The following is a 19,698-nucleotide window of genomic DNA, read 5'->3' as shown; positions in this document are numbered from 1 at the left end:
AGACATCTTCGTGAGCCACAAACCCCAGATCAGGATCCCCGCCACCTACATGCGCGGCGGCACCAGCAAGGGCGTGTTCTTCAACCTGACCGACCTGCCCGAGGCCGCTCAGGTCCCGGGACCAGCCCGGGACGCCCTGCTGCTGCGGGTGATCGGCAGCCCCGACCCCTACGGCAAACAGATCGACGGCATGGGCGGCGCCACCTCCAGCACCAGCAAGACCGTGATCCTGTCTAAAAGCACCCGCCCGGATCACGACGTGGACTACCTGTTCGGCCAGGTCTCCATCGACAAGGCCTTCGTGGACTGGAGCGGCAACTGCGGCAACCTCACCGCCGCCGTGGGGGCCTTCGGCATCAGCGCCGGTCTGGTGGACCCCGGCCGCATCCCCGACAACGGCATCGCCACGGTGCGCATCTGGCAGGCCAACATCGGCAAGACCATCATCGCCCACATACCCATCACCGACGGCGCGGTACAGGAAACCGGCGACTTCGAACTGGACGGGGTCACCTTCCCCGCCGCCGAGGTGCAGATCGAGTTCATGGAACCGGCGGATGACACCGGCGGCTCCATGTTCCCCACCGGCAATCTGGTGGACGATCTGGAGGTCCCCGGCCTGGGCGCCCTGAAGGCCACCATGATCAATGCCGGCATCCCCACCATCTTCGTCAACGCCGAGGACATCGGCTATACCGGCACCGAACTGCAGGAGGCCATCAACGGGGACGCCGAGGCGCTGGCGCGATTCGAGACCCTGCGTGCCCACGGCGCCCTGCGCATGGGCCTGATCAGCGACCTGAAAGAGGCCGCCCAGCGCCAGCACACCCCGAAGGTGGCCTTTGTCGCCGGGCCGAAGGATTACGTGTCTTCCAGCGGCAAGCCCGTCCAGGCGGAGGATGTGGACCTGCTGGTGCGCGCCCTGTCCATGGGCAAGCTGCACCACGCCATGATGGGTACGGCCGCCGTGGCCATCGGTACCGCGGCGGCCATCCCCGGTACCCTGGTGAATCTGGCGGCCGGCGGCGGTGAGCGCACGGCGGTGCGTTTCGGCCATCCCTCCGGCACCCTGCGGGTGGGTGCACAAGCCCGTTGCGAGAACGGCGAATGGACGGTGACCAAGGCCATCATGAGCCGTAGCGCCCGGGTACTGATGGAAGGCTGGGTCAGGATTCCCGCGGACAGTACCTGATCTCCCGGCGTCTGGACCGGCTCCCCGATGATGCAAAAAGCCCCGGCCTCGTCCGGGGTTTTTTGTCGAACTCGATCCATTATTGCGAATAATTATCGTTTGTGTTCTTATGTTGGAAAATGCCGACAGGATTCACAAACCATGGACAGACAGCCACCCTCGCCTGCTGCCGTAAAGATCGTGTCCGCTGCCCGAGTCATCATGCTCGTCCTGCTCTGTCTGACGCCGTTCCCGCTTCTTTCAGGCACGGAGGCCAAACGGCCCCTGTCCCCCGATGACTACCATCTTTGGCATACCATCGCCAATGCCGGCCTGTCGGCCGACGGCCTGTGGTTCTTCCATAACCAGGTTGGCATGGTTCGAGGCGAATCCCTGACCCAGGTCTCAAGTACGGTCGATCCGGATCGGCAGTTCCGGTTCGAGCACGCCTTCGGCCATGGCTTTTCGCCGGATGGACAGTGGTTCTTCTTTCGTGCCCAGACGGTGGCCGGCAAGAGTATCCAGGACACGCCGCCCCATGAGACCCGTCTGGGCGCACTGCGGCTGGATACGGGGGCCGTCACCTTCTTTTCCGGCGTGATCAGCCATGAAATCTCGCCCGACGGGCGATTCCTGGCTGTCAGACGGACCATGCCGGAGAATGAAACGGCCCATGACGGGGAATTACTGCTCCACGACCTGTCACGATCACAGTCGGTCCATCTCCCTGGAGTTCAGGAATACCGGTTCAGCCCAGGGTCCGGTCACCTGGCAATGACGATCAGGGCGCCCGACTCCCATGAAGTGGTGGTCATGAATCCGGCCACGGGCAACCGTCGTACCCTGGACCAGCATCCCGGAGGCCATTTCCATCTGAGCTGGAGCCCCGATGGTCAGCGTCTTTCCGTGTTCCGCGCCGCTGACGGCAAGCCTCGGGAGCCGCTGGCCGCCCTGGTGTTCGAACAGCTGGATTCCCGGCCGGTACGTTACGTCCTGACACCCCCCCGGGGCGAGAAAGATACCGCCACGCTGGCCTTCGCCCAGGGACGCTGGCCTCGATGGTCGGACGATGGCCTGCGCCTGTTCTTTCCCATGAGACCGCTCCAGTCCGCTGACGGGACAGATTCGGAGGCTGAAACCGCCCTCCCCCCCAGCACCGTGCGGATCTGGCACTGGCGCGATGATCCTATCCAGCCCTACCGGCAGAAGAAGGGAGATGACCGCGCCATTCCCCATCTCTGGGCAGTCTGGCATCTGCGGGATGGGCGTTTTTTTGCCCTGGCCGATGAACCGGGCCTGAGCCTGGAACTGGTCCGGGGTCAGCATCACGCGGTACTCCATGATCCCAGGCCCTACCAGCCCCAATTGCGGGATCAGTGGAACGACATCCATCTGGTGGATGTGCATGGCGGCGAGCGGACCCTGGTGCTTGAGCGCTATGAGTCGGTGAGCAGTTCACCACAGGGCCGCTACCTGCTGTACTTCTCCGGCGAGGACTGGTGGACCTACGACATTCACACCGGCCGGTACGCCAATCTGACGGCGACGGTGGAGAGTCGTTTCAATGACTTCACCCAGGTGAACGGACGCACCATCGACCGCCCCTTCGGTCATGGCCAATGGGCCGACGGAGATGCCTGGGTGCTGCTGTATGATCAGCATGATGTCTATCTGGCCCAGCCGGACGGCGAACACATCCAGCGCCTCACCCAGGGCGCGGAGCACGGCATCCGCTACCGTCAGGCCATCCTGGACCGCCTGCGGCCCAGCCTGGACCCGGAAGGTCCCGTCCATCTGGAAATGTTCGGCCTGCGCACCAAGGATACCGGGTATGCGCGCTGGCATCGCGGCACCCTGGACACCCTGATTCATGGCCCCATGCAGGTGGATCAGCTTCAGTACGCGGCCGCCACCGATCAGTATGTCTATCGCTTACAGACCGCGGTCGACTCGCCGGACTACTTCCTCACCGACAGTGACTTTGTCCGGCATCATCGCCTCACCCGCACCAATCCTCAGCAGGCACGGTTTCACTGGGCCGGTGATGAACTGGTCCGGTTCAGGACCGAGAAGGGGGAGCCGCTGGAGGCCCGGCTGCTTTACCCCGCCGACTACGAACCGGGCCGACAGTATCCCATGATCGTGCACATCTATGAGCAACGGTCGGATACCCTGCACGAGTACACCCTGCCCCGCCACAATCACGCCTTCAATGCCCGTCGCTTGTCCTCGGAGGGTTATTTCGTCCTGGAACCGGACATTCACTACGAGTTGGGCCGGCCCGGCGAGTCCGCCCTGGAGAGCGTGGTGCCCGCGGTCAAGGCGGTCCTGGAAAGTGGCCGGGTGGATCCCGCCCGTATCGGACTGGTGGGACATTCCTGGGGCGGCTACCAGGTCAGCTACATCATCACTCAGACCGATCTGTTTGCCGCCGCCGTTGCTGGCGCCCCCATCACCAACCTGATCAGCAAATACAATTCCATCTACTGGCGTACCGGCATTCCGGAACATCTCATCTTCGAAACCGGTCAGGCCCGGCTGCCCAGACCTTTCTGGGAAGACCTCGGCAGCTATGTGGCCAACTCCCCGGTCTTCAATGCCCAGGGCATCGACACGCCCTTGCTGGTCATGTTCGGCACCGAAGACGAGTCGGTGGCCTTCAATCAGGGGGTGGAGATCTACAACACCCTGCGCCGGATGGGAAAACCCATCGTCATGCTGGCCTACGAAGGAGAAGGACACAACCTGCGACGCCGGGAAAATCAGCTGGATTACTCCAGCCGGGTGTCCCAATGGCACGAACATTGGCTCAAGGGCGAAGAACCGGGCAGCTGGATCATCCAGGGTCTGCCTCTGATGCAGTATTCGGCCATCGGTGGCATCGCGGGTCGTGCATTTCGTGAAGATATAAATGATAATCATTAGCCCTTTTATTCAACAATCGAGGTCGAAACATGCTGCGCAAGCACGGATCATCCCTGGGAACCATGTGCCTGCTCCTGATGGCCACCGCCTCTCCCGCACTGGCGGACATGGACATCGCCAACCAGAGCGGGTGCATGGCCTGTCATCAGATCGACGGCCAGGCCATCGGCCCCAGCTACAAGGAGGTGGCCGCCCGCTACCGGGGTGATGCCGGCGCCGTCGACAAACTCACCGGCAAGGTGCGTGACGGTGGGGTAGGCAACTGGGGCCAGATTCCCATGCCCCCAAACGCCTGGGTGGGCGAGGACAATATCCGCATGCTGGTGAAGTGGGTACTCAGTCATTGATTCACCCGCCCCCCCCGGGGCCTTTCATTCTTTCATCCCGACACTGGAGGACCACTCCCATGGCATCAGCCACCCACGAGACCGTCACCGACCTGGAGCAGGTACGCCAACAACTGGCCCAATCGGCGGACGGGATTCTTGAAGACATGGCCCGGCAGGCCCGCTGTTCCATGCGGGACATCATCCACTGCCTGCCCCGATCCCTGTGGACCGAGGTACGAGGTAGACACTTCATCAACGTCATGCATTCCCTCTCCGACTGGGGCGATCTGGTCACCGTGGTCCATAACCAGGACGTCATCCTGGAATTCAAGGGTCCGATCCCCCGCGGCAAGACCGGCCATGGTTTCTTCAACCTGCACGGCGGCACCGGCCTGTCCGGTCATCTGCGCCCGGAGCGTTGCGCTCATATCGTCTTCGTCAGGCGTCCCTTCATGGGCATGGAGACCGCCTCGATCCAGTTTTTCAACGAGACGGGCGAGTGCATGTTCAAGGTCTTCCTCGGACGTGATGAACAGCGGCAGTTGCGCCGGGACCAGTTGGATCTGTTCGAGCGCCTGCAAAAGGCCCTGCTGAATCTGGATCAGGCCGACCAGGAGGCCTGCGCATGACCCCCGTCCTCATCTTCGGTGCCAGCCGCGGGGTCGGTCTGGCGCTGGCCCGGCTGCTCCGGCGGGATGACATCCCGGTACTGGCCATGGTTCGCCCCCGCACGGACGCCCTGCCACTGCTGGAGATCGGTGCCGACATCATGCCCGGTGACGTCCTCGAACCCGGTGATGTGAAACGGGCCTTCGATGCGCTGGATGATCAGGGCATCGTGGTTTCCACGGTATCGGGCCGAACCGAAGACGGCCGTTTCGTGGACGACGACGGCAACCGGATCATTGTCGATGCCGCCGCTGCCCGAGGGGTGCGGCACTGCATTCTGGTGACCGCCATCGGCTGCGGCGAGATGATGCCGTTCCGCTCGGCACGGGCCATCGCCGCCTTCGGGGATGTGGTGGATGCCAAGACCCGTGCGGAAGCCCATCTCAAGGCTTCCGGCGTGCCCTTTACCCTCATTCGTCCCGGCGGTCTGGGCGATGAACCAGCCACCGGCCGGGGCATGCTGTCGGAAAACCCCGCCATTCACGGCTTCATTCAGCGGGCGGACGTGGCGCTGCTGATCCGGCAGGTGATGTCCGACCCCGGCACCCTCGGCAAGGCCTATGCGGCCGTGGACAGGGATCGCGCCCGGATCGATCCGATCCCGGCAACCGGGACGGGATGACACTCTTGACTTGCAAATAATAATCAATATCATTTCATCATTCGTGTTTCCCATCACGGAAACACCTGAGTCCACTTGCAGCTCAGCCCGCCACCGACCCCTGTCGGCAAGCCAGCCAGGCCGCTTTTTCAAGCTTGGGACGGAGTGCGTCCACTTCGTCAGGTCCTGGAGGTTTCATGACGCGTCAGCGCCTGTGCATGCTCACCGCGGCCATCGCCGCCGCCCTTTCCGGCACGGCCCACGGGGCCGATCCGGCCGGGGATCCTCTTTATGCCTCGGTGACCCTGCCCACCCTGCTCATTGAATCCACCCGCATGCCGGCGCCGGTGGAGCAGGTCAACGCCCCGGTGGCGGTGCGTGACCGTGAGTCCATGGATCGGGACCAGGCCGCCAACCTGGCGGACATCATGCGCATGCTGCCCGGCGTCGGCATCGGCGGCGGTACCCGTGCCATCGCCATGGAACCGGTGATCCGGGGTCTGAGTGGAGAACGGGTCGTGATCCGGGTGGACAATGCGCGCCAGAATTTCGGCGCCGGCCACAAGGGCAGAATCTTTCTGGACCCCCTGCTGCTGGAACAGGTGGAAGTGCTCAGGGGACCGGCCTCCACCCTGTATGGTTCGGGTGCCCTGGGCGGCGTGGTGAACTTCCGCACCCAGGATGCCGACAGCTTCCTGGGGCCGGATGCCGATGCCGGCGGCCGGGTGAGCGCCGGCTACCAGAGCCAGGGGGATCAGTCCCTGTTCTCGGCCACCGCCGCGGGACGGGGAGAACGCCTGTCCCTGCTGGCCAACGTGCTCAAGCGGGAGCAGTCCGACCTGAAGGACGGGAACGGTGACACCATCCTGTACACCGGCGACGAGATCATGTCCGGCCTGCTCAAGGGCACCCTGACCCCGGCACCGGGGCATCGTCTGACCCTCAGTCTGCAGGCCTTTCGGGATGATCACGAAATCCCCTCCAATGCCAACAGTACCGGCACCGGCGCCGGCAGCACCGCCATCATCGTCGACCGGCGCACGGACAATCGGACCCAGACCCTGCGCTACCAACTGCATCCCGATGACAGCCGCTGGCTGGATCTGGATGCCACCCTCTACGGTAATCAGGTGGAACTGGACGAAACCCGCACCGACACCGGCCGCAACGATGTCACCCGACTCAATACCCTGGGGTTAGACCTGACCAACACCCTGCGGTTTGAAACCGGCCCGGTGGATCATCTGTTGGTCGTGGGTCTGGAACATTACCGGGATCGCCAAAAAGGGGAGCGGGATGGCGAGAGCCGCCCCATGTATCCCGATGCCCGCCAGGCGGTCACCGGAATCTTCCTGGTGGATCGCCTGCTCATCACGGACCGGTTGGAGATCGCCCCCGGCCTGCGGTATGACCATTTCAGCAAGGACGCCGACGACCACGACCGACTGACCGAATCCGAATGGTCGGGGCAGATCAGTGCCACCTATACCCTGACTCCGGGCTGGGAACTGTTCGCCGGCTATTCCGAGGCCTTCCGCGCCCCCTCGCTCACCAACCTGTACGTGGGCGGCATCCACTTCGGCAACAACCGGTTCGAGCCCAACCCGGACCTGCGACCGGAAAAGGCGCGCAACAAGGAACTGGGCCTGACCCACCATGCACGGGGCCTGTTCCATCCCGAGGACCGGTTGCGGGCAAGACTGTCGGTGTACCAGAACGACGTGGAGGACTTCATCGACCAGATCGTGGAGCTGGAGATGCCGGCCTTCGGTCCTCCCATCCCCGGTGGCCGCACCTACTTCGAGAACGTGAATGATGCCCGCCTGCGGGGACAGGAACTGGAGATTCATTACACCCATCCGGATCACTTCATCACCGTGAGCGCCGCCCGGCAGCGGGGAGACAACCGCACCGAAGGCGGCCCCCTGTCCGGTATTCCCGCCGATAACCTGGCGCTGGAAGGGGGCGTGCATGTCATGCAGGGTCGGCTCACCCTGGGTGGCCGCGTGACCCATGCCTGGTCCCAGGACCGGGTACCGGACGACGCGGACACCGCCGACAGCTACACCCTCACCGATGTCTTTCTGACCCTGCGACCTGGCGCGGACCGGGACCGGATGCGGGTGGATTTCGGCATCGACAACCTCACCGACAAGACCTACCGCCCTCACCTGTCATCCATGAACGACCCGGGGCGCAACGTGAAGATCCAGGCCAGCTATCGCTTCTGACATCAAGGAGACCCCTGCCATGAACCCGCTGAACATCCGCAGCGACCGAGGTCGACATGCACCGTCGTGAACTGCTGCGCCTGATGGGCGTCATGGCCCTCACCGGGCTGCCTACCGGCCTGTGGGCCATGCATCACCGTGCCGATGACGGACTGAGTGAGGGGCACCGCCTCATCACCATCGGTGGCGGACTGACGGAAACCGTCTTCGCCCTGGGGGCCGGCGACCGGATCGTGGGTACCGACAGCACCAGCACCTACCCGGTGGCCGCCGAGGCCCTGCCCAGGGTGGGCTACCAGCACACCCTCACCATCGAGAGCCTGCTGGCCCTGCGGCCCCACGCCCTGATCCATGACGGCAGCGCCGGACCCGAAGGCACGCTGACCCGGGCCCGGGAGGCCGACGTACGGATACTGACCGTCCCCGGGGAACCGAGCCTCGAAGGGTTCAGGGCCAGGGTGCGAACCCTGGGACAATGGCTGGACGCCACGGAAACCGCCCGGCGGGTCATCGACGATGTGGACCAGGACCTGGCCCGGGCCAGGGATCTGCAGGCGGGATTTCCCCGCCCGCCCGCCGTGGTGGCCCTGATGGCCCACGGCCAGGGCAATGCGGTGGCCGCGGGCCGGGACACCAAGGCGGATGCCTTGATCCGTCTGGCCGGCGGACGCAATGTCTTCACCGACTTTGCCGGCTATCGGCCCGTGTCCCGGGAAGGCGTCATGGCCAGACGCCCCGATGCCCTGGTGATCACCGGGGCGGCGGCGGCGGACTTCGGCGGCATGCTGGGGCGGGTACCGCAATATGTGGGCGACACCCTGTTCCTGCTGGGGTTTGGCCCGAGGCTGGGCGAGGCCGTGCTCACGGTCACCCGTTTCCTGGGGGGTGATTCACGCACCCGCCGGGACGCCCGCTTCACCGATATCCCATCCGCATGAGCACGGTGGCTTCCCAAATCCCCGCCACCGGGACCCTCTCGGCGCCCGGCTCCCGCTCGGCCCGTGCCCGCTGGGTGGTGATCGCCCTGATACCGGCGGTCCTCGCCGCCGCTCTGCTGGGACTGACCACCGGGGCGGTGGAGGTGAGTCCGGCGGAAGTCCTGTGGGTATTGACCGGACACCTGGATGACCCGTTCCTGCGGGAAGTCATTCTCAACCTGCGCCTGCCCCGGGTGCTGGTGGCCATCACCGTGGGTGCTGCCCTGGCCGTGAGCGGGGTGGCCCTGCAGGGCCTGTTCAGGAACCCGCTGGCCGACCCGGGCCTGATCGGGGTATCCGCCGGCGCGGCCCTGGGGGCGGTCAGCGTGATCGTGCTGGGCACCACCGTGCTGGCCCCGCTGGTCATGGCCCTGGGCGTGTTCACCCTGCCGCTGGCGGCGTTCGCCGGTGGTCTGGGGACCACCTGGCTGGTCTACCGGCTGGCCAGTCACGGCGGGCATACCTCGGTGGCCACCCTGCTGCTGGGCGGTATCGCCATCAATGCCATTGCCGGCGCCGCCACCGGCATGCTGGTGTACATGGCCGACGACCAGCAACTGCGTACCCTCACCTTCTGGAACATGGGTTCGCTGGCTCACGCCGGCTGGACCCTGTGGGCCGTCAGCGCGGGACTGGTCCTGCTGGCCCTGGCCTGCATGCCCCTGGTAGCCCGCGCCCTCAACGGCCTCATGCTGGGGGAGTCCGTGGCCACCCATCTGGGCTTTCCCGTGCACCGGATCAAGACCCTGGTGGTGGTCATGGCCGCCCTGGCGGTGGGTGCCTCCGTGGCCATTGCCGGCATCATCGGTTTCGTCGGGCTGGTGGTGCCCCATCTGCTGCGCCTGACCATCGGCCCGGACCACCGTTATCTGCTGCCGGCCTCGGCCCTGGGGGGCGCCCTGCTGCTCCTGCTGGCCGATGCCCTCGCCCGTATCATCGTCGCCCCCGCGGAGCTGCCCATCGGGCTGCTCACATCCCTGCTGGGGGGACCATTTTTCCTCTGGCTGCTGCTGCGGCAAAAAGGGAGGCTCGGATGAACACACAGGCCCTGGCAAGAGTGTCCAATCTGGTGGTGGAACGGGGGGGACGGTACCTGCTGGATCAGGCCAACCTTGAGGCCCACCCAGGCAGTGTGCATGTGCTGGTGGGCCCCAACGGTGCCGGCAAGAGCACCTTGCTGTCGGTGATGGCCGGTGATCTGCGGCCCAGCAGCGGCGAGGTCACCTGGTGTGGACAGACACTGGACCAATGGTGCCCCCATGCCCTGGCCCGCTGCCGGGCGGTACTGCCCCAGGAAACCGTGGTCACGTTCCCGCTCACCGCCTGGGAAGTGGCGGAGATGGGGCGGCTGCCCCATCGCACCCCGGAACGGGACGCCAGAATCGTCCGCGAGGCCCTGGACCGGACCGGCGTATGGCACCTGTCGGGCCGGGACTACCGCAGTCTTTCCGGCGGGGAACGCCAACGGGTGCAGATGGCCCGGGTACTGGCCCAGGTCCACGACACGGGACCGGACCAACCGGGCCTGCTGTTGCTGGACGAACCCACTTCGGCCCTGGACGTCAGGCATCAGCTGCGGCTCATGGAACTGCTGCGGGTGGACGCCGCCCGGGGTCGAACCATCCTGGTGGTGCTGCACGACCTGAATCTGGCCGCCGCCTACGCGGACCATATCACCGTGCTCAAGGACGGCAAGGTGGTCGCCAGCGGCACGCCGGCACAGGTCATGCGCGCCGAAACCATCACCCACGCATGGGGCGTGGAATGCCTGGTGGAAAGGGACAGTCTCACGGGATGCCCCTGGGTCCGCATGCGCTACGGCCTGGGTTGCGCCACCGCTCACCGGGAGCATGCCGCATGACCACCATCGCCACCGACATGCCCGGTCTGTCCATGCCTGCCTTCAGCGAGGATCTGCCCTACCCCCGGCGCAAGCGCAGCCATCATGACGCCATCATGACGCTGCAGCCCCTGTGCGAGGGCACCGCGACCCTGGGTGAACACCTGCTGAACCGGACGGCGGACTCGCGCCCCAGGGCCATTTACCTGCACATCCCGTTCTGTCGCCGGATCTGCCATTTCTGCAACATGCGCCGGATGAAGGGCAGCCCCGAGTCCCGCTATGCCGATCTGCTGATCCGGGAAATGGAAGCCGTCACCAGGATCCCCTATGTCCGAGACGGCATCTATGGCGCCGTGTATTTCGGTGGCGGCACCCCCAGCACCCTGTCCACGCCCGACCTGCAGCGGATCCTGCAGGCACTCAGGACACATTTTCAACTGACGGATGACGTGGAAATCACCCTGGAAAGCAGCCTCTCCGACCTGGATGAAGACAAGCTGAGGGCGGTCATGGCGGAAGGCATCAACCGTCTCAGTCTGGGCGTGCAGACCTTCCATGACCGTGGCCGGCGCCTGCTGGGTCGGTTGGGTGACGGGGAATGGGTCAAGGCGCACATCCGGCGTTTCCGCGCCCTGGGGCTGGACAACCTGGGCATGGACCTGATCTACCACTACCCCCTGCAGAGCGACGAGGAACTGGCGCTCGATCTTGATGCCATCGCCGAACTGGATCTGGCGGGTTTTTCCCTGTATTCCCTGATGATCCGGGAAAAGAGCCGCCTGGCCCATGAACACATGGCCCATGCCACCCAGACTCCGCAGACCCTGGCCCGGGAATGGCAACTTTTTTCACGGATTCTGGCAGCCGGTCAACGGCAGGGATTCGAGATGCTGGAACTGACCAAGATGGTCAGGCCCGGCAGGGACCGTTACCGGTATGTGGCATTGCGCTACCAGGGCGGCGACACCCTGCCGTTGGGGGCCGGTGCCGGCGGGCGACTGGCCGGCATGATGCTCATGAACCCCTTGTCCCTGGAGGCTTATGCCCAGAGTGTGGACAGGATCACCGACCGCGAGGGCATGACCACCCGTCCGCCCTATGATGCCCTGTATCGATTCATCGGCGCCATCCAGTTCGGCCATGTGACGCCGGACACGGTGCCGGCAGTGGCACACGCGGACCTGCTGGCGCGATGCGAGCAACGGGTGGATCAGGCGCTCCTCACCCCTCTCGGGGACGGTCGTTATTCCCTGACGCCGAAAGGTATTTTCTGGGGCAATAACCTGGCGGCGGAACTGGCCGGCTGCGTGATGGAACGACTTTGAGCTCCGGATCGGGCCTGTAAAAACGCTGTGGGCCGACCACCCCGGCTGCTAATTCCGAGGCCCCCCCCCGAGAATGGTCATTGATTTCCGGGGATCTCCAGATCCATCATTGACGGTTCGTCACCAGCAATGAAATGGATCGTGAGCCGCAACATGGATCAAGGGACAGCTTTCAAAGAGTTCGAGATACCCGCACGCCCCGAAGTGCTGGCGGAAATCCAGCGATTGCGCGGTCTGCCCGATGCAAGCCTCGCTCAGTTTGCGCAGGTCATTGCCAAGGACGTGGGCCTGTCGGCCGCCGTGCTGAAGACGGTGAATTCCCCTCTGTTCGGTCTGATCCGACAAATCACCGACATCCACACTGCGGTGGCACTGCTGGGCATCCATTCAATCGCCCAGTTGGTCGCCTCCCAGAAGTTGAGACAGTCCGTTACCGGCAAAGCCTGCATATCCCTGGAAAAGTTCTGGGACACAGCCACCCAGACCGCGCAAACCATGCTGCTGCTGAGAAACCATCTCAATCTGCATCGAACCTGTCCCGCCGATGATGCCTACAGCTTTGGTCTGTTTCGTGACTGCGGTATCCCCATCATGGCCATCAAGTATCCTGATTATCGGTCCGTACTCATGGCGGCCAATCAGAATCCTGACCGGGTTTTCACTGAGGTGGAAGAAGAGCACTACCCGACCAACCACGCGGTGATCGGCTACTACGTGGCCAGCTCATGGAACCTTCCCCAGGCCATGACCCAGCTGATCCTCAGGCATCACGATCCGTCATTTCTGGACGACCGGCAAGTCGGCCGCTCCCAGAAGGACCTCTATGCCATCAGCAAACTGGCCGCCAATATCCTGAGCCAGGTGAAGCAGGGCAGCGATGACTGTGAATGGCCGGCCGTCAGCATCCGTGTACTGGATCATCTGGGTCTGACCGAGTACGACCATGATGTCCTGCAGGCGGACCTTTCCGAAGAGCTGATCCTGCGGCACGGCATCTGCTGATCCATCGCGGCGCCGACCGGCCTTGCCGGAGGGGTGGGACCCAGGGCTTCCACAAAATATTGTGCCTGTTATAATCCGCGGCACCATATATCGCCCCATCAAAGGATCCCGTCTTCATGGAACCCCTGCCTTCCCGAATGCCCGCCCTGCCCGCCCAAGTCATCAAGCGCGACGGCCGTCGTCTGCCCTTTGATGCCGCCCGCATCGAGTCCGCCATCCGCCGGGCCGGTCAGGCCACCGGAGAATTCGGAGACCATGAGGCCACCCTGCTCACCGCCCAGGTGGTGAAGGTGCTGGCCCATCGTTTTGCCCAGGGTCAGTGCCCGGACATCGAAAACATCCAGGATGTGGTGGAGCAGACCCTGATCAGTGCCAACCACCTGCGCACCGCCCGGGCCTATATCGTCTACCGGGAACAGCACAAGGCCCTGCGGGCCGACCGCCGGACCCTGGTGGATGTGGATGCCTCCATCAGCGAATACCTGGACCGTTCCGACTGGCGGGTGGCCGCCAACGCCAACCAGGGCTACTCCCTGGGCGGTCTGATCCTCAACACCTCCGGCAAGATGATCGCCAATTACTGGCTCAACCACGTCTATCCCCCGGAGATCGGCCAGGCCCATCGGGACGGCGACTACCACATCCATGACCTGGACATGCTGGCCGGCTACTGCGCCGGCTGGTCCCTGCGCACCCTGCTGGTGGAAGGCTTCAACGGCGTGCCGGGCAAGGTGGAAGCCGCCCCGCCCCGCCACTTCTCCTCCGCCGTGGGCCAGATCGTCAATTTCCTGGGCACCCTGCAGAACGAATGGGCCGGCGCCCAGGCCTTTTCCAGCTTCGACACCTACATGGCCCCGTTTGTCCGCGTGGACCGGCTCGACTACGCCCAGGTCAAGCAGTACATGCAGGAACTGATCTACAACCTCAACGTCCCGTCCCGCTGGGGCTGCCAGACGCCCTTCACCAATCTGACCTTCGATTGGGTCTGCCCGGAAGACCTGCGGGAGCAGGTGCCCGTCATCGGCGGCCGGGAGCAGGATTTCTGCTACGGCGACCTGCAGGCGGAGATGGACATGATCAACCGGGCCTACATCGAAGTGATGACCGAAGGAGACGCCCGGGGCCGGATCTTCACCTTTCCCATTCCCACCTACAACATCACCCCGGATTTTCCCTGGGAAAGCGACAACACGGAACGGCTGTTCGCCATGACCGCCAAGTACGGCCTGCCCTATTTCCAGAATTTCCTCAATTCGGAGCTGTCGCCCAACATGGTGCGCTCCATGTGCTGCCGGCTACAGCTGGACCTGCGGGAACTGCTCAAGCGGGGCAACGGCCTGTTCGGCTCGGCGGAACAGACCGGCTCCCTGGGCGTGGTCACCATCAACTGCGCCCGCCTGGGCTTCACCCATCGGGGCGACGAAGCCGGTCTGCTGGCCCAACTGGACCGGCTGCTGGAACTGGCCCGCAACAGCCTGGAGATCAAGCGCAAGGTCATCGCCCGACACATGGAGGACGGACTGTTCCCCTACACCCGGCGCTACCTGGGGACATTGCGCAACCACTTCTCCACCATCGGCGTGAACGGCATCAACGAGATGATCCGCAACTTCACCGACGATGCCGAGGACATCACCACCGACGCCGGCCATGCCATGGCCCTGCGCCTGCTGGACCATGTCCGCGCCCGGATGCTGGAATTCCAGGAGGAGACCGGCAACATGTACAACCTGGAGGCGACGCCCGCCGAGGGCACCACCTACCGCTTTGCCCGGGAGGATCAAAAGCGCTATCCGGGCATCATCCAGTCCGGCACCCCGGATGCCCCCTACTACACCAACAGCTCCCAGCTGCCGGTGGGCTTCACCGCCGATCCCTTCGAGGCCCTGTCCCGCCAGGAAGCACTGCAGACCCGCTACACCGGCGGCACCGTGCTGCATCTGTACATGGGCGAGCAGATCTCCTCCCCGGAGGCCTGCAAGCGCCTGGTGCGCCGGGCCCTGGAAAACTTCCGCCAGCCCTACATCACGGTCACGCCGATCTTCTCCATCTGCCCCAAGCACGGTTACATCGCCGGCGAGCATGCCTTCTGCCCCCACTGCGACCAGGAGATCATCGCCCGCAAACAGGCCCAGGCCGCCGCGGTGGCCTGAGTCGTACCCCACCCTTTTCAAGGAAATCACAAAAATGATGAAAACGAATCCCCCAATCTCCGCCGACATCACCCTGAGCGACGAGGAACGCACTCCCTGCGAGGTCTGGACCCGGGTCATGGGGTATCACCGCCCGGTGTCCGCCTTCAACAAGGGCAAGCAGTCGGAACACGCGCAGCGCCGCTACTTCGAGGAACCCGGCGTCACGGGCCATGCAAACCGCTGAATGTACCGTGCCGGCCACGGCGGCTGAATCGCTGCGGGTGGGGGGAATGACACCCCTCACCACCATCGACTATCCCGGTGAGCTGGCGGCCGTGATCTTCTGCCAGGGCTGCCCCTGGCGCTGCGGGTATTGCCATAACGCCCGGCTACAGCCGCCACGGACGGATGCGCCGATAGGCTGGGACCAGGTGACGGCGTTTCTGTCCCGGCGCCGCGGGCTGCTGGATGCCGTGGTGTTCAGCGGCGGCGAGCCCACCCTGCAGGGCGGCCTGGCACAGGCCATGGTCCAGGTGCGAAAAATGGGCTTCAAGGTGGGGTTGCACACCGCCGGCGTCTATCCCGAGCGTCTGGCCCGGGTGCTGCCCTTCACCGATTGGGTGGGCCTGGACATCAAGGCCCTGCCCGAAGACTATCCAGCGATCACGGGTGTGCCGGGTTCCGGCGAGGCCGCCTGGGACAGCCTGTACCGGGTGCTGGCCACCGACGTGGCCCTGGAGGTGCGCACCACCGTGGTGCCTGAACTGGAAGCACAACTGCCCACCCTGCAATCCCGCCTGGCCCGGGCCGGGGTCCGAAGGCACCAGCTGCAGACCGCCAGGACCACATCCATCGTTTGGGCATGAACTGGAATCGGTCTCGAACGTGGTAACCTTGCGAGTGGGATACTCCAAACCAGGACCCCACCGCATCATGACGCTTAAACGCTACATCATCCTGCTGCTGGGTTCGGGCCTGTTGCTGTTGGTGGCCATCCAGTGGTGGCTTACCTATCAGGCCGCGGAAGCGATGTCCCTGCGCCTGCAGACCCGCCTGGCGGAAGAAGTGAGCAGTCAGGTCAACGACAAGGTACGCCAGTTCTTCGATGTTCCCCGGCAGGTGGTGAGCCTCAATGTCGCCCAGGTCCGGCAGGGCGTGATCGATCCACGAGATCCTGAAGCCCTGGTCCGCAATTTCCTGCTGCAACTGGAGCAGCAACCCCTGCTCACCTTTCTCTCCACGGGCACGCCCGAAGGGGAATATTTTGCTGCCAGCCGCCCTCCGCTGGGCGAGGACCGCAGTCTGCGGATCTTGCAGGCCAGCATCGCCAACCACCGTGTCATGTCTCTCTACCGCGTGGATGAACGCAATCGTCCGGGACAACTGATCGATGCCGGCAATGATAACTACGATGCCCGACTCCGCCCCTGGTTCGTGACTGCCCAGATGATGGGGCGCATGAGCTGGTACCCGGTCTACCGTTATGCCATCAATGACCCCGCGGATGACTACAGCGCCATGGGACTGGGCATGTCTGCCCCCCTCTATGGGGCCGATGACCAGTTCGTGGGCGTGATCACCGCCGATGTGTCCATCGTCCAGCTCAGCCGTTGGTTGGCCGAAGTGATGGAGCGCTCCGGGGGTGTGGCCTTCATCACCGAACCGGACGGAAAACTACTGGCAAACTCGACCCCGGACCCGGTCTATTTCCTGAGCCGTGACGAAACCCGCAGGATCAGTCTATGGGAAAGTGATTCTCCTCTGCTCAGGGAACTGGGCGAACTGTTGGAACGACAAGCCGACCCTGAACAGGGCCGGATACTGCACCAGATCGGCAACGAACGCTATCTGGTGGACTGGGTGTCTTACTCACTCCGGGACGGCCCGACACTCAGGATCGTGCAGGCGATCCCCCAGAGCCAGTTCATGGCACCGATGCTGGATCTACTACGGCAATTGCTGCTGGTGGCGGCCGGGATACTGTTGCTGGGAATGATCCTGATCACCCTCATCAGCATCTGGGTCACCCGTCCCCTGGTGGCCTTGAGTCGCTGGGCAAGCCGACTCGGACGGGGGGATTGGACCTACCGGCCCGACATCCGCACCCCGGTCAAGGAAGTCAGCCAGCTGTCCCAGGCATTGGGGCAGATGGCACATCGCATGGAACGACAGACCCAGGATCTGGAGCAGCAGGTGGCCACGCGCACGGCGGAGCTGGAGCAGGCCAACCAGGAATTGTCCCGACTGTCCCGCACCGACGCGCTCACCGGCCTGGCCAACCGACGCTGCCTTGATGAAGTGCTGGCAAGAGAATGGGCCAGAACCCGCCGTTTCGCCCAGCCGTTGAGTCTGCTGATGCTGGATATCGACTGGTTCAAGGCCTACAACGATCAGCATGGACACCCGGCGGGAGACCACTGCATGCAGGTGCTGGCCGACGTGCTACGGCAACATACCCAGCGGGCCACCGATCTGGCGGCCCGCTACGGCGGTGAGGAGTTTGCCGTTGTCTGCAGCGGTCTTGATCATGCAAGGGCCCTTGGATTGGCGGAAGAGATTCGCGGCATGCTGGAACAAAGGGCGTTGCCCCACGAAAGCTCCCCGTTGGGGGTGATCACGGTCAGCATCGGCGTGGCGACGCTGAATATGGGGGACACACGCTCACCCGGACAACTGATCGAAGCGGCGGATCTGGCGCTCTATCGCGCCAAGGCGGCCGGCCGCAACCGGGTTGTCTCGGTAGAGAACAAACACGTCGCACATTGACTTGCTTCCCCAAGGTTCGTAAGGTTTCGGCTGCTTCAGGTGACCCGGCGGCACGTGCCGTCGGGATCGCGGCACCCGTGCGTCCGGCCTACGGTCGGCGTCGAGTGTCGTGATCGGGAAGCCGGTGCGGCAGGTGACGTGAATATATTTCACACACCGGCCAAGGCCGGCGCTGTCCCCGCAACGGTAGGCGAGTCAAAGTGTGGCATCACGTCACTGTGCCGAAGGCGTAATACTGCGTCCGGCATGGGAAGGCGCCTCACCGGAAGCATAGCTTCCTCTCGTAAGCCCGGAGACCGGCCTCAAGCAACGACGCCACACGGCGGGGAACCGTGAACGGCGGCGTACATGCCTGGCAGGTCGCTGCACTTGCCGGGTTGCCTGCCGCCTTGATCCTGCCCCCCGCATGGTTTCTGGAACCCGATAGACCGAGGTCTGCCATGCATATCGAAACAGGCTTGATTGCCCAACCCAAACTCATCCTTGCCGGGGCCACCGCCGCGGTCGTACTTGCCTATTACCTACGCCACCTCATACGCCGCCCACAGGACTGGCCGCGTATTCTCCTGGCCACGCTTTTCTTCTCGGTCTTCATGGAGGCTATCCACTTTCACGTCGGGCCATCGGAGCTTCACTTCGTCGGGGCCATGGCCATCTACTTCACCCTGGGCTTTCTGCCCGCACTGTTCGGCTTTGCTCTAGGATTGCTCCTGCAGGCCCTCATCTTCGAACCTGCCGACCTGGCGCATTGGGCAGTCAACAGCCTCTCCCTGATCCTGCCGCTGCTGCTGGTCCACTACACCATCGGGCGACGCTACCGGGAACAGGGCGAAACCCTGACCTGGGGACGGATTTTGCGTCTGGATGCGATGTACTACAGCGGCGTGGCCCTGATGGTGGGTTTCTGGCTGGCGGGAACAGGTACAGGGATCAGCGCCTGGGCGCTGTGGGCCAGTTCTTATGCGCTCATCGTGCTCATCGAACCCCTGGTCACCTACGCCGCAGTGCGCTTGCTGAAAGCCCACGAAGGCAGGCGGCTGGGTCGTCTGTTTGCCGTGGATAATCTGCGTATCGCCTCTGCGCGGCAGTCCTCATAGGGCATTCACGTGCCCATGGGCACACTCCCAGGCCTGGGCGATCCTCGCCGCCCGTCCCAGGGAGACGGCTTCAGTCTCGAAGTCCACCACCTGGCAGACATCGGCATGCACGGGCCTGGGGGGAATCCGGTGGGTACGGCCATCGGTCAGCAACCATAGACCGATGCGCTTGTCGGGGTTCCGGCGGCGTACCTGCAACAGCAGGGCGTCCGCCAGGGCCACGCCGGAAGCCATCGGCGTTCCCCCACCGCCGCCAATAGGGGCAATCCAGTCCTCGTTGAAGACGGCGGCCCGGGCCGGAGGCTGCAGTACCCGCGCCCCGTTGCCCGAAAACCCGATCACCGCCAGTTCCCCCCGCAGAACATAGATCTGATGCACCCAGGCGGACAGCAGTCCCTTGGCCAGGGCCAGCTTGTCCCGACGCAGCATGGAACCGGAGCAATCCAGCACCAGACAATAGAGCATGTCACCATGCCCCCGGCGGCGACGATAAACCAGAGCGTCCCGGGTCAGGGGGCCATGCCCCTTGTGGATCAGGCTGCGGTGCCAGTGGATGACCCCCGGCTCAAGGCGGGAGAACTCACGCTGCCGACCGGGGTTGTCACCGCGCCCGTCGGGCACCTGTCC

Annotated in this window: 17 protein-coding genes and 1 riboswitch; of the genes, 16 read left to right on the top strand and 1 reads right to left on the bottom strand. The window is 64.3% G+C overall.

All coding sequences use genetic code 11. The annotated features are described in order from the left end of the window. Positions 1 to 10: 10 nt before the first annotated feature. The 16 genes from prpF (at position 11) to ECTPHS_RS07605 (ending at position 19,071) form a co-directional block, all read left to right on the top strand. Positions 11 to 1,192 carry a 2-methylaconitate cis-trans isomerase PrpF gene (gene prpF / locus ECTPHS_RS07680; RefSeq protein ID WP_008932153.1) on the top strand — a complete coding sequence of 394 codons (1,182 nt, stop codon included), beginning with the start codon at positions 11 to 13 and terminating at the stop codon, positions 1,190 to 1,192. Positions 1,193 to 1,333: 141 nt separating this feature from the next. Next, positions 1,334 to 4,096, top strand: a complete 2,763-nt coding sequence (locus ECTPHS_RS07675; RefSeq protein ID WP_008932152.1) for a prolyl oligopeptidase family serine peptidase — start codon at positions 1,334 to 1,336, stop codon at positions 4,094 to 4,096. A gap of 29 nt (positions 4,097 to 4,125) precedes the next feature. Continuing rightward, positions 4,126 to 4,443, top strand: coding sequence for a c-type cytochrome (locus ECTPHS_RS07670; RefSeq protein ID WP_008932151.1), 318 nt, complete (start codon positions 4,126 to 4,128; stop codon positions 4,441 to 4,443). A gap of 59 nt (positions 4,444 to 4,502) precedes the next feature. Then, the gene (gene hutX / locus ECTPHS_RS07665; RefSeq protein ID WP_008932150.1) at positions 4,503 to 5,054 is read left to right on the top strand and encodes a heme utilization cystosolic carrier protein HutX; all 552 of its coding nucleotides are present in this window, start codon (positions 4,503 to 4,505) and stop codon (positions 5,052 to 5,054) included. Beyond that, the gene (locus tag ECTPHS_RS07660) at positions 5,051 to 5,716 is read left to right on the top strand and encodes an SDR family oxidoreductase (protein WP_008932149.1); all 666 of its coding nucleotides are present in this window, start codon (positions 5,051 to 5,053) and stop codon (positions 5,714 to 5,716) included. Before hutX ends, ECTPHS_RS07660 begins: the two co-directional genes overlap by 4 nt. Positions 5,717 to 5,892: 176 nt before the next feature. Next, positions 5,893 to 7,926, top strand: coding sequence for a TonB-dependent hemoglobin/transferrin/lactoferrin family receptor (locus tag ECTPHS_RS07655; protein ID WP_008932148.1), 2,034 nt, complete (start codon positions 5,893 to 5,895; stop codon positions 7,924 to 7,926). Positions 7,927 to 7,982: 56 nt separating this feature from the next. After that, positions 7,983 to 8,864, top strand: coding sequence for a hemin ABC transporter substrate-binding protein (locus ECTPHS_RS07650; protein ID WP_008932147.1), 882 nt, complete (start codon positions 7,983 to 7,985; stop codon positions 8,862 to 8,864). Continuing rightward, positions 8,861 to 9,940 carry an iron ABC transporter permease gene (locus ECTPHS_RS07645; RefSeq protein WP_008932146.1) on the top strand — a complete coding sequence of 360 codons (1,080 nt, stop codon included), beginning with the start codon at positions 8,861 to 8,863 and terminating at the stop codon, positions 9,938 to 9,940. The genes ECTPHS_RS07650 and ECTPHS_RS07645 overlap by 4 nt, the downstream gene beginning before the upstream one ends. Beyond that, positions 9,937 to 10,764 carry a heme ABC transporter ATP-binding protein gene (locus ECTPHS_RS07640; RefSeq protein ID WP_008932145.1) on the top strand — a complete coding sequence of 276 codons (828 nt, stop codon included), beginning with the start codon at positions 9,937 to 9,939 and terminating at the stop codon, positions 10,762 to 10,764. Before ECTPHS_RS07645 ends, ECTPHS_RS07640 begins: the two co-directional genes overlap by 4 nt. After that, entirely contained in the window at positions 10,761 to 12,071 is a 1,311-nt protein-coding gene (locus ECTPHS_RS07635) for a radical SAM protein (protein ID WP_008932144.1), read from the top strand. Before ECTPHS_RS07640 ends, ECTPHS_RS07635 begins: the two co-directional genes overlap by 4 nt. Positions 12,072 to 12,224: 153 nt before the next feature. Then, positions 12,225 to 13,073, top strand: a complete 849-nt coding sequence (locus tag ECTPHS_RS07630; protein ID WP_040405501.1) for an HDOD domain-containing protein — start codon at positions 12,225 to 12,227, stop codon at positions 13,071 to 13,073. A 116-nt stretch (positions 13,074 to 13,189) separates the two neighbouring features. Beyond that, positions 13,190 to 15,226, top strand: coding sequence for a ribonucleoside triphosphate reductase (locus ECTPHS_RS07625; RefSeq protein WP_008932142.1), 2,037 nt, complete (start codon positions 13,190 to 13,192; stop codon positions 15,224 to 15,226). A 34-nt stretch (positions 15,227 to 15,260) separates the two neighbouring features. After that, complete coding sequence (gene nrdD / locus ECTPHS_RS15325; RefSeq protein ID WP_008932141.1) at positions 15,261 to 15,452, top strand: anaerobic ribonucleoside-triphosphate reductase; 192 nt, start codon at positions 15,261 to 15,263, stop codon at positions 15,450 to 15,452. Next, positions 15,439 to 16,074: an anaerobic ribonucleoside-triphosphate reductase activating protein gene (locus ECTPHS_RS07615; RefSeq protein ID WP_008932140.1), complete on the top strand. Its 636-nt coding sequence runs from the start codon at positions 15,439 to 15,441 to the stop codon at positions 16,072 to 16,074. The genes nrdD and ECTPHS_RS07615 overlap by 14 nt, the downstream gene beginning before the upstream one ends. Before the next feature lie 67 nt (positions 16,075 to 16,141). Next, positions 16,142 to 17,974: a sensor domain-containing diguanylate cyclase gene (locus ECTPHS_RS13995; RefSeq protein WP_008932139.1), complete on the top strand. Its 1,833-nt coding sequence runs from the start codon at positions 16,142 to 16,144 to the stop codon at positions 17,972 to 17,974. 74 nt (positions 17,975 to 18,048) lie between these two features. Next, a riboswitch (cobalamin riboswitch) is annotated at positions 18,049 to 18,294 on the top strand. Between the two features lie 120 nt (positions 18,295 to 18,414). After that, positions 18,415 to 19,071 carry an energy-coupling factor ABC transporter permease gene (locus ECTPHS_RS07605; RefSeq protein WP_008932138.1) on the top strand — a complete coding sequence of 219 codons (657 nt, stop codon included), beginning with the start codon at positions 18,415 to 18,417 and terminating at the stop codon, positions 19,069 to 19,071. Here the strand turns inward: ECTPHS_RS07605 and ECTPHS_RS07600 are convergent. Continuing rightward, a complete protein-coding gene (locus ECTPHS_RS07600; protein ID WP_008932137.1) occupies positions 19,066 to 19,692 on the bottom strand; it encodes a VWA domain-containing protein in 627 nt (208 codons plus the stop codon). The two genes, ECTPHS_RS07605 and ECTPHS_RS07600, sit on opposite strands and share 6 nt — an antisense overlap. Between the last annotated feature and the right edge of the window lie 6 nt (positions 19,693 to 19,698).

It is taken from the genome of Ectothiorhodospira sp. PHS-1, assembly GCF_000225005.1.
Taxonomy (GTDB): domain Bacteria; phylum Pseudomonadota; class Gammaproteobacteria; order Ectothiorhodospirales; family Ectothiorhodospiraceae; genus Ectothiorhodospira.
Note: the sequence above shows the minus strand (reverse complement) of the source record. Positions and strands in the feature narration are given on the sequence as shown.

What these genes read in the sequence shown, in the direction of transcription:
- ECTPHS_RS07675 (WP_008932152.1), top strand. Translation starts at nt 1,334, where the DNA reads ATGGACAGACAGCCACCCTCGCCTGCTGCCGTAAAGATCGTGTCCGCT.
- ECTPHS_RS07670 (WP_008932151.1), top strand. Translation starts at nt 4,126, where the DNA reads ATGCTGCGCAAGCACGGATCATCCCTGGGAACCATGTGCCTGCTCCTG.
- hutX (WP_008932150.1), top strand. Translation starts at nt 4,503, where the DNA reads ATGGCATCAGCCACCCACGAGACCGTCACCGACCTGGAGCAGGTACGC.
- ECTPHS_RS07660 (WP_008932149.1), top strand. Translation starts at nt 5,051, where the DNA reads ATGACCCCCGTCCTCATCTTCGGTGCCAGCCGCGGGGTCGGTCTGGCG.
- ECTPHS_RS07655 (WP_008932148.1), top strand. Translation starts at nt 5,893, where the DNA reads ATGACGCGTCAGCGCCTGTGCATGCTCACCGCGGCCATCGCCGCCGCC.
- ECTPHS_RS07650 (WP_008932147.1), top strand. Translation starts at nt 7,983, where the DNA reads ATGCACCGTCGTGAACTGCTGCGCCTGATGGGCGTCATGGCCCTCACC.
- ECTPHS_RS07645 (WP_008932146.1), top strand. Translation starts at nt 8,861, where the DNA reads ATGAGCACGGTGGCTTCCCAAATCCCCGCCACCGGGACCCTCTCGGCG.
- ECTPHS_RS07640 (WP_008932145.1), top strand. Translation starts at nt 9,937, where the DNA reads ATGAACACACAGGCCCTGGCAAGAGTGTCCAATCTGGTGGTGGAACGG.
- ECTPHS_RS07635 (WP_008932144.1), top strand. Translation starts at nt 10,761, where the DNA reads ATGACCACCATCGCCACCGACATGCCCGGTCTGTCCATGCCTGCCTTC.
- ECTPHS_RS07630 (WP_040405501.1), top strand. Translation starts at nt 12,225, where the DNA reads ATGGATCAAGGGACAGCTTTCAAAGAGTTCGAGATACCCGCACGCCCC.
- ECTPHS_RS07625 (WP_008932142.1), top strand. Translation starts at nt 13,190, where the DNA reads ATGGAACCCCTGCCTTCCCGAATGCCCGCCCTGCCCGCCCAAGTCATC.
- nrdD (WP_008932141.1), top strand. Translation starts at nt 15,261, where the DNA reads ATGATGAAAACGAATCCCCCAATCTCCGCCGACATCACCCTGAGCGAC.
- ECTPHS_RS07615 (WP_008932140.1), top strand. Translation starts at nt 15,439, where the DNA reads ATGCAAACCGCTGAATGTACCGTGCCGGCCACGGCGGCTGAATCGCTG.
- ECTPHS_RS13995 (WP_008932139.1), top strand. Translation starts at nt 16,142, where the DNA reads ATGACGCTTAAACGCTACATCATCCTGCTGCTGGGTTCGGGCCTGTTG.
- ECTPHS_RS07605 (WP_008932138.1), top strand. Translation starts at nt 18,415, where the DNA reads ATGCATATCGAAACAGGCTTGATTGCCCAACCCAAACTCATCCTTGCC.